An 8,510-nucleotide genomic window follows, 5' to 3' on the forward strand; every position below is an offset into this window, starting at 1 on the left:
GTCTTCCCTGATTACCGTTGATCACCGTAGGAGCTGCCGCAGGCTGCGATCTTTTGATCTTAAAAATCAAGGTCAAAAGATCGCAGCCTTCGGCAGCTCCTACAAGTGTGCGGGGTGTCAGGTGGAACGCATTGCCTTTATCATGCGCCCCATGATTAAAGATCCCTTTGCAAGACTCGGCCTGGACCGTGAAGTACTGACTGTCAGCCAGCTCAACGGCCGCGCGCGGGTGTTGCTCGAAGACGTGTTCAGCAACATCTGGGTCGAAGGCGAAATCTCCAACCTCGCCCGCCCGGCGTCCGGCCACGTGTATTTCACCCTCAAGGACAGCGGTGCCCAGGTACGTTGCGCACTGTTCCGGCAGAACGCGGCGCGGGTGCGTCAGGCATTGAAGGATGGCCTGGCGGTGAAGGTCCGCGGCAAGGTTTCGCTGTTCGAGGGCCGTGGCGACTATCAGTTGATCCTCGATACCGTGGAGCCGGCCGGTGACGGTGCGCTGCGTCTGGCCTTCGATGCGTTGAAGGAAAAACTCAGCGCCGAAGGCCTGTTCAGCGCCGAGCGCAAAGTGCCGCTGCCAGCGCATCCGCAACGCATCGGCATTATCAGCTCGCCCACCGGCGCGGTGATTCGCGACATCATCAGCGTATTCCGGCGCCGTGCGCCGCAGATTCAACTCACGTTGATCCCCACTGCCGTGCAGGGCCGCGAAGCCACTGCGCAGATTGTGCGCGCATTGAAACTGGCGGACGCCCGCGGTTTCGATGCGTTGATCCTGGCCCGTGGCGGCGGCTCGCTGGAAGACCTCTGGTGCTTCAACGAAGAAGCCGTGGCCCGCGCCGTGGATGCCTGCGTGACGCCGATTGTCAGCGCCGTCGGCCATGAAACCGACGTATCGATCAGCGACTTCGTGGCCGACGTCCGTGCCCCGACGCCGTCCGCCGCCGCCGAACTGCTCGCGCCGGATTCCAGTGACCTGGTCCGCCGGGTCGAAAGCCTGCATCGACGGCTGGTGATGCGTATCCGCGACCGCTTGATGCGTGATCGACTGCGCCTGGAAGGCATGTCCCGCCGCTTGCGCCATCCCGGCGAACGTCTGCGCCAGCAAGCGCAACGCCTGGATGATCTGGACATGCGCATGCGCCGCGCGTTCGAACGCAGCCTCAATACCCGTCGCGAACGGTTGATCCGTCTGGAAACACGCCTCGCCGGGCAACATCCGGGACGGCAACTGGCCATGCTCCGTCAGCGCCTCGACAGCCTTGCCGAACGCCTGCCCCGTGCCATGCGCGAAGGGCTCAAATCCCGTCGCCTGCAACTGCAAAGCCAGATGCAGACGCTGCATGTGGTCAGCCCTTTGGCGACCCTTGGCCGTGGCTACAGCATTTTGCTGGACGAACGCGGCAACGCGATCCGCAACGCCGCGCAAACCCACAACGGTCAGCGCCTGAAAGCCAGACTTGGCGAAGGCGAACTGCAAGTGCGGGTCGAAGACAATCACCTGACGCCTGTCACCCTTTCTTTACTGGATTGATCCATGCCGCGTTTTTTAGCTCCGCTGCTGTTGCTGTGCCTGACCTTCAATGCCCACGCCGACAGTTACATCACCCGCCTGTTGAACAAACCGGTGCCGGGCGGCGTAGCTGTGGTGGATCTGGGCGCCTCGGTGCAGGCGCCGAAGGCCAGTTATCAGGGCAAACCGGTGCTGGTGGTCAAGGAACAGAACAACTGGCTGGCGATTGTCGGCGTGCCGCTGACGGTTAAACCGGGCACGCAGCAGGTCAGCAGTGGCGGTCGCACTCTAAATTTCAACGTGGGTAACAAGAAATACCCGGAACAGCACATCACCTTGAAGAACACGCAGCAGGTCAATCCGAACCCGGAGAATCTCAAGCGCATCGAGGGTGAGTTGGCCGAACAGATCCAGGCTTACAGCAGCTTCAGCCCAAACACCCCGAGCAACCTGTTGCTGGACAAACCGGTCAACGGCCCGCTGTCGAGCAAGTTCGGCGTGCGCCGGTTCTTTAATGGTGAGGAGCGTAATCCTCACTCCGGCCTGGACTTCGCCGTGCCTGCCGGTACGCCGATCAAGACCCCGGCTGCCGGCAAGGTGATCTTGATCGGTAACTACTTTTTCAACGGCAACACGGTGTTTGTTGATCACGGACAGGGCTTTATCAGCATGTTCTGCCACATGTCGAAAATTGACGTGAAGGTGGGCCAGCAATTGGCCCGTGGTGGAGTGGTCGGGAAAGTCGGTTCCACCGGGCGCGCGACCGGGCCGCATATGCACTGGAACGTCAGCCTGAATGATGCGCGGGTGGATCCGGCTATCTTTATAGGTGCATTTCAACCTTGAATAGTTTTTGTGGCTGATGGCCTCTTCGCGAGCAGGCTCGCTCCCACAGTTGATCTACGGTGCGGCAAAGATTAAATGTGGGAGCGAGCCTGCTCGCGAAGGCGATATCACCGACGCCGCTTATTCCGCGTCCAGGTCCTCAATCCCATGGACTTCCCGGTCTGCCAGACAGTGTTTGACCCAGGCCTGCGTTTCCTCCGAGAAACCCGTCAATTCTTCAGGCGTGATCAGCTCGCGGGCACACAACCCCAGCAAGTGAGAGCGGGCCTCATGGCGTGAGAACCTGAAAACGCCAAACGCCCAATAAAGCTCTTTTTGCCCGGCCTTCAGCAGTTCTTCGCTGGCTTCTATCCGCTCATAAGGCACCAGGCTTTTATCCAGCACCGTACGCTCGACCTCCTCCATGATCCGCACGCACATTCGCTCATGGGCCAACGGACGCAGTGCGCTATAAAGCTTCCAATCCGACTCGTTCATTGCCGACTCCTGCCTGCCAGTAGTCCTTGGTGAGGCTTTAAGAATAGCCGCGCTGACACGCTCCATCTCGGAAAGCCTTCAATTGCGCATCGCTCAAACCTCGCGCAAACATAAAAACAATCACCACCGTTCACCGCAATAAAATCTCGATACCCATGACTTTTCGAGGATTCCTCTCAATTTTTTTCGACCGCTTGCCATCCTTCACCCTCGCGGTTAGGGTTGAAGGCATGAAAACCTCTCACACCCTCATTCAGCTTCGCCAGCACCGCAGCCTGTGCCTTGTCAGTGCACGACTGCCAGGCTGAATCGCGGTGCCTCGTCCTACCCTTTATCCCCAGAACATTTGATCCACCGGCAGGCCGCCTTTTTTCGGCCCACACAATAAGGATTTCCCGATGAGCATGCTCAAAGACCCGTCTTCGAAATACCGCGCGTTCCCGACCATCGACATCCCGGACCGCACCTGGCCGTCGAAGACCATTACCGCCGCGCCGATCTGGTGCAGCTCGGACCTTCGTGATGGTAACCAGTCGCTGATCGAACCAATGGACGCGGTCAAGAAGCTGCGTTTCTGGAAAACCCTGGTGTCGGTCGGCGTTAAAGAAATCGAAGCGTCGTTCCCGGCGGCTTCGCAAACCGACTTCGACTTCGTGCGTACCCTGATCGAAGGCAACCACATCCCGGACGACACCACCATTCAAGTGCTGACCCAGGGCCGTGAAGATTTGATCGAGCGCACCTTCGAATCCCTGCGCGGGGCGAAGAAAGCCATCGTTCACCTGTACAACGCCACCTCCCCCTCCTTCCGTCGCATTGTCTTCAACCAGGACAAGGAAGGGGTCAAGGCCATCGCCGTGAACGCGGCCAAGCTGTTCGTCAAATATGCCGCCCAGCAGCCAAACACCGAGTGGACCTTCGAATACTCGCCAGAAACCTTCAGCGCCACCGAGCTCGAGTTCGCCAAAGAAGTCTGCGACGCAGTCATCGAAGTCTGGAACCCGACGCCTGAGCACAAGGTGATTCTCAACCTGCCAGCCACCGTCGAATGCGCGACCCCGAACATCTATGCCGACCAGATCGAATGGTTCGGCCGTCACATCAACCGTCGTGACAGCGTGATCATCAGCCTGCACACCCACAACGACCGTGGCACGGGCGTTGCGGCTACCGAACTGGGCCTGATGGCCGGCGCCGACCGTGTCGAAGGCTGCCTGTTCGGCAACGGCGAGCGTACCGGTAACGTCGACCTGGTCACCGTGGCGTTGAACCTCTACACCCAGGGCATTCACCCTGAACTGGACTTCTCCGACATCGACGGCGTGCGCAAAGTTGTCGAAGAATGCAACCAGATCCAGGTGCACCCACGCCACCCGTACGTCGGCGACCTGGTTCACACCGCGTTCTCCGGCTCCCACCAGGATGCCATCCGCAAGGGCTTCGCCCAGCAAAAACCGGACGCCCTGTGGGAAGTGCCGTACTTGCCGATCGACCCGGCCGACATCGGCCGCAGCTACGAGGCGGTGATCCGCGTCAACAGCCAGTCGGGCAAGGGCGGTATCGCTTACCTGCTGGAACAGGAATACGGCATCAGCTTGCCGCGTCGCATGCAGATCGAGTTCAGCCAGGTTGTGCAGCGTGAAACCGATCGCCTCGGCCTGGAGATGACCGCCCAACAGATCCACGCACTGCTGCACAGCGAGTATTTGCAGGCCAACACCCCGTATGCGCTGGTCAGCCATCGCCTGCAGGAAGAAAACGGTCACAGCGCCGTGGAAGTGGAAGTCTCGGGTAAAGGTCAGGGCGAAACCAACCTGCACTGGCGCGGCAAGGGCAACGGTGCCCTGGAAGCGCTGGTGGCCGGTCTGCCGATTCCGGTTGAGATCATGGACTACAACGAACACGCGATCGGCGCGGGCACCAATGCCAAGGCGGCGGCCTACATTGAACTGCGCGTGAACGGCGAGCGTGCGGTGCATGGCGTTGGTATCGATGAAAACATCACCACCGCGAGCTTCAAGGCCCTGTTCAGCGCGCTCAACCGCTCCCTGAGCCAGCCGGAAGCGAAAGCGGCGTAAGTTCTCCGCTGCAATGCAAAAGGCCCCGGGCTGAAAACCTAGGGGCCTTTTTGTTTGCCTGCAATTTTTGTAGTGCCTGTTATGCCCCCTTCGCGAGCAGGCTCGCTCCCACAATTGAATGGTGTAAACACGGACAATGTGGGAGCGAGCCTGCTCGCGAAGGGGCCGGTTCAGGCAACCGAAATCTCAGGTGAACTCAAAGGTATCCGCATCCAGATTCGCCGGAAACCGCGTGCGATACGCCGCCAGTTCCGCCGCGTCCAGAACAACCTTGAACACTCCGTCAGCTTCGCCTGCGCTAAGCAAGGTTTCACCTTGGAAGTCCAGCACCTGACTGTCGCCGGTATACGCGAAGCCTTTGCCGTCAGTACCAATGCGATTCACCGCCGCCACGTAGCAAAGGTTTTCGATCGCCCGCGCTGGCAGTAAACGGTTCCAGTGCTGACGCCGTGCCCCCGGCCAGTTGGCGGTGTACAGCAGCAAATCGGTGTCCTGAGCATCGCGGCTCCAGACCGGGAAGCGCAGGTCGTAGCAAATCAGCGGCCGCACTCGCCAGCCCTTGAGTTCGAACTGCACCTGACGCTCGCCGGGGGTGAAGTGGTTATGCTCGCCGGCCATGCGGAACAGATGGCGCTTGTCGTAGTGCCACACCTCCCCGTCCGGCCGCGCCCACAACAGGCGATTGCGATGGCTGCCGTCAGCCGCCTGGACGATCACACTGCCGGTGATCACCGCATCCAGTTTCGCCGCCTGAACCCGCAGCCATTTGCTGGTGGGACCGTTTTCCGACTCGGCGAGGGTCTCGGACTCCATCGAGAAACCGGTGGTGAACATCTCCGGCAGGATGATCAGGTCAGCGCCGCGAGCCTGTTCCAGCAACGGCTCGAAATGCTCCAGATTGGCCTGACGATCGTGCCAGGCCAGGGAGGTCTGGATCAGCGCGATGTTCAGATTGGGTAGCGCACTCAGATCACGCATAGTTTTGCCGCTGCTTCACGCAGGGTCTCCTCGCGTTTGGCGAAGCACAGGCGCACCAGGCGCTGGCCTTCGGGCGGCGTCTGGTAGAGCACCGAGATCGGGATGCTCGCCACGCCATGTTCGCGGGTCATCCACAACGCCATCTCGACATCATTGAGGTCCGGGCGAATCTGCGAGTAATCGACCAATTGGAAATACGTGCCGGCCACTCGGGTGAAGCTCAAGCGCGACGGCGTCAGAAGATCGCAGAACAGATCGCGCTTGGCCTGATAGAACGCCGGCAGCTCTTCGATGTGTTCCGGGTGTTCGGCCATGTAGTCGGCCAAGGCATATTGCAGCGGTGTTACGCCGCAGAAACTGACGTATTGGTGAACCTTGCGCAGCTCGGCGGTGAGGGCCGGCGGTGCGACCACGTAGCCGGTTTTCCAGCCAGTGACGTGATAAGTCTTGCCGAAGGAGCTGACCACGAATGCACGCTGATACAGCTCTTCGTGATTCAGCACGCTGACGTGGGGTACACCATCGAACACCAGGTGTTCGTAGACCTCATCGCTGATGACATAGATGTCGCGGTCGCGAATCAACGCCGCCAGCTGATCCAGTTCGGCACGACTGATCAGTGCACCGCTTGGGTTATGTGGGGTGTTGAGGATGATCATCCTCGTGCGCGGTGTAATGGCTTCACCCAGCTTCTGAAAGTCGATGGCGAAGTCATTCAGGCCCAACTGCACATGAACGCAACGACCACCGGCCAGCTCCACCGAAGGCTCATAACTGTCGTAGGCCGGATCGAAGACGATCACTTCGTCGCCGCGGTGGATAACCGCTTGAATGGCGCAGAAGATCGCCTGGGTTGCACCGGGCGTGACTGTCACTTCATGGTCGGCATCCACATTGACGCCGTAGCTGCGGGCGATCTTCGCCGCAATCTGCTGACGTAATACCGGAAGGCCGGTCATCGGCGAATACTGGTTGTGGCCATTGGCGATATGCCGACCGACCGCATCGCACAGGGCCTGCGGGGCATCGAAGTCGGGAAAACCCTGGGACAGGTTCAGCGCCCCGGTTTGCGCCGCGAGCTGAGACATCTGAGTGAAGATAGTGATGCCGACATTCGGCAGCTTACTGGTGATCATCGGTGATTCCCTGCTCTACACCCGGCTCTACGGCGGCGCGGGAGAGCCCGAGGATAGCCCAAACGACAGGCATGAAAAAGGGCGCCATTGGCGCCCTCTTCATTCCACGGAAAAAACCTGAATCAGCGCTTGTCGCGGCGCTTTTTATCGGCTTTCTTGTGGTGCGACATCATGCGACGCTTCTTGTTGACCTGACGGTCAGTGAGCGAGTTCTTTTTGCTTTCGTACGGGTTCTCGCCGCCCTTGAACTCGATGCGGATCGGCGTACCGACCAGCTTCAAGACACGACGGTAAGTGTTTTCCAGATACCGCACGTAAGACTTCGGCACTTTCTCGATCTGGTTACCGTGAATCACGATAATCGGCGGGTTGGCACCACCCAAGTGGGCATAACGCAGCTTGATCCGGCGGTTGTTGACCATCGGTGGCGCGTGCTCACCGACCGCATCTTCCAGAATCTGGGTCAGGCGGTTGGTTGGCCAGCGGGTAACCGCGGACTTGAACGAGTTCTGTACGGAGGCGTAGAGGTTGCCCACGCCCGTGCCGTGCAGGGCCGAGATGAAGTGGATGTCGGCGAAGTCGACGAAGAACAGTCGACGTTGCAGCTCGACCTTCACGAAGTCGCGCTCACTCGGCGTCATGCCGTCCCACTTGTTGATCGCGATAACCAATGCACGACCCGCTTCCAGGGCAAAGCCCAGCAGGTTGAGGTCGTGGTCCACCACGCCTTCGCGGGCGTCCATTACGAAGATCACCACGTTGGCGTCTTTGATCGCTTGCAGGGTTTTGACCACGGAGAATTTTTCGACTTCTTCGTGGATCTTGCCGCGCTTGCGCACACCAGCGGTGTCGATCAGCGTGTACTTCTCGTCGTTACGCTCGAACGGGATGTAGATGCTGTCGCGGGTGGTGCCGGGTTCGTCATACACGATCACCCGGTCTTCACCGAGCATGCGGTTGACCAGGGTCGACTTGCCGACGTTCGGACGGCCAATGATTGCGATCTTGATACCGTCTTTTTCGCTCGGGCCAGGAATGCGCTTGGCTTCCTCGCCTTCGGCAACGATCTCTTCTTCGCCGTCTTCAGGCTCTTCTTCGTCTTTCGGGAAGTCGCTGAGGGCGATTTCCAGCATCTGGGTGATGCCACGACCATGAGCACCGGCGATCGGGATCGCGTGGCCCATGCCCAACGGGGCGAATTCGGCGCGGGCCATTTCAGGGTCGATGTTGTCGACCTTGTTGGCAACCACGTAAGAACGCTTGTTACGTTTGCGCAAATGCTCGGCGATCATCTGGTCGGCGGCGGTGAAACCGGCCTTGGCATCTACCAGGAACAGAACGACATCCGCTTCTTCAATGGCCAGCAGCGACTGCTCGGCCATTTTTTCGTCCATACCGTGCTCGTCACCGGAGATACCGCCGGTGTCGACCAGAATGGAGGAACGCCCTTGCCCCTTGGCCTCACCGGAGTGGCGATCACGGGTC

At 59.7% G+C, this 8,510-nt stretch carries 7 protein-coding genes; 3 read left to right on the plus strand and 4 right to left on the minus strand.

Features of this window, described 5'->3' with window-relative positions; genetic code table 11:
- Nucleotides 1-151: 151 nt before the first annotated feature.
- Together xseA and ACIQU2_RS08100 are read left to right on the plus strand one after the other, a co-directional pair.
- The gene (xseA, locus tag ACIQU2_RS08095; protein ID WP_033061484.1) at nt 152-1,531 is read left to right on the plus strand and encodes an exodeoxyribonuclease VII large subunit; all 1,380 of its coding nucleotides are present in this window, start codon (nt 152-154) and stop codon (nt 1,529-1,531) included.
- 3 nt (nt 1,532-1,534) lie between these two features.
- A complete protein-coding gene (locus ACIQU2_RS08100) occupies nt 1,535-2,356 on the plus strand; it encodes a peptidoglycan DD-metalloendopeptidase family protein (RefSeq protein ID WP_403139900.1) in 822 nt (273 codons plus the stop codon).
- A gap of 120 nt (nt 2,357-2,476) precedes the next feature.
- On the opposite strand, the gene ACIQU2_RS08105 is transcribed toward ACIQU2_RS08100, so the two are convergent.
- Nucleotides 2,477-2,833 carry a hypothetical protein gene (locus ACIQU2_RS08105; protein ID WP_403139902.1) on the minus strand — a complete coding sequence of 119 codons (357 nt, stop codon included), beginning with the start codon at nt 2,831-2,833 and terminating at the stop codon, nt 2,477-2,479.
- 398 nt (nt 2,834-3,231) lie between these two features.
- On the opposite strand from ACIQU2_RS08105, the gene leuA reads away from it, so the two are divergent.
- Nucleotides 3,232-4,911, plus strand: a complete 1,680-nt coding sequence (gene leuA / locus ACIQU2_RS08110; RefSeq protein WP_033061480.1) for a 2-isopropylmalate synthase — start codon at nt 3,232-3,234, stop codon at nt 4,909-4,911.
- Between the two features lie 186 nt (nt 4,912-5,097).
- Here the strand turns inward: leuA and ACIQU2_RS08115 are convergent, their stop codons facing one another.
- The 3 genes from ACIQU2_RS08115 to der form a co-directional block, all read right to left on the minus strand.
- The gene (locus ACIQU2_RS08115; protein WP_347803678.1) at nt 5,098-5,889 is read right to left on the minus strand and encodes an amidohydrolase; all 792 of its coding nucleotides are present in this window, start codon (nt 5,887-5,889) and stop codon (nt 5,098-5,100) included.
- Nucleotides 5,877-7,025, minus strand: a complete 1,149-nt coding sequence (locus ACIQU2_RS08120) for a pyridoxal phosphate-dependent aminotransferase (protein ID WP_403139905.1) — start codon at nt 7,023-7,025, stop codon at nt 5,877-5,879. The genes ACIQU2_RS08115 and ACIQU2_RS08120 overlap by 13 nt, the downstream gene beginning before the upstream one ends.
- Nucleotides 7,026-7,147: 122 nt before the next feature.
- Nucleotides 7,148-8,510: ribosome biogenesis GTPase Der (gene der / locus ACIQU2_RS08125; RefSeq protein ID WP_403139906.1), on the minus strand; the 1,363-nt coding region annotated here is incomplete at its 5' end.

Source organism: Pseudomonas sp. NPDC098740, assembly GCF_044760065.1.
Classification (GTDB): Bacteria; Pseudomonadota; Gammaproteobacteria; order Pseudomonadales; family Pseudomonadaceae; genus Aquipseudomonas; species Aquipseudomonas rossensis.

What these genes read in the sequence shown, in the direction of transcription:
- xseA (WP_033061484.1), top strand. Translation starts at nt 152, where the DNA reads ATGATTAAAGATCCCTTTGCAAGACTCGGCCTGGACCGTGAAGTACTG.
- ACIQU2_RS08105 (WP_403139902.1), bottom strand. Translation starts at nt 2,833, where the DNA reads ATGAACGAGTCGGATTGGAAGCTTTATAGCGCACTGCGTCCGTTGGCC.
- ACIQU2_RS08100 (WP_403139900.1), top strand. Translation starts at nt 1,535, where the DNA reads ATGCCGCGTTTTTTAGCTCCGCTGCTGTTGCTGTGCCTGACCTTCAAT.
- leuA (WP_033061480.1), top strand. Translation starts at nt 3,232, where the DNA reads ATGAGCATGCTCAAAGACCCGTCTTCGAAATACCGCGCGTTCCCGACC.
- ACIQU2_RS08115 (WP_347803678.1), bottom strand. Translation starts at nt 5,889, where the DNA reads ATGCGTGATCTGAGTGCGCTACCCAATCTGAACATCGCGCTGATCCAG.
- ACIQU2_RS08120 (WP_403139905.1), bottom strand. Translation starts at nt 7,025, where the DNA reads ATGATCACCAGTAAGCTGCCGAATGTCGGCATCACTATCTTCACTCAG.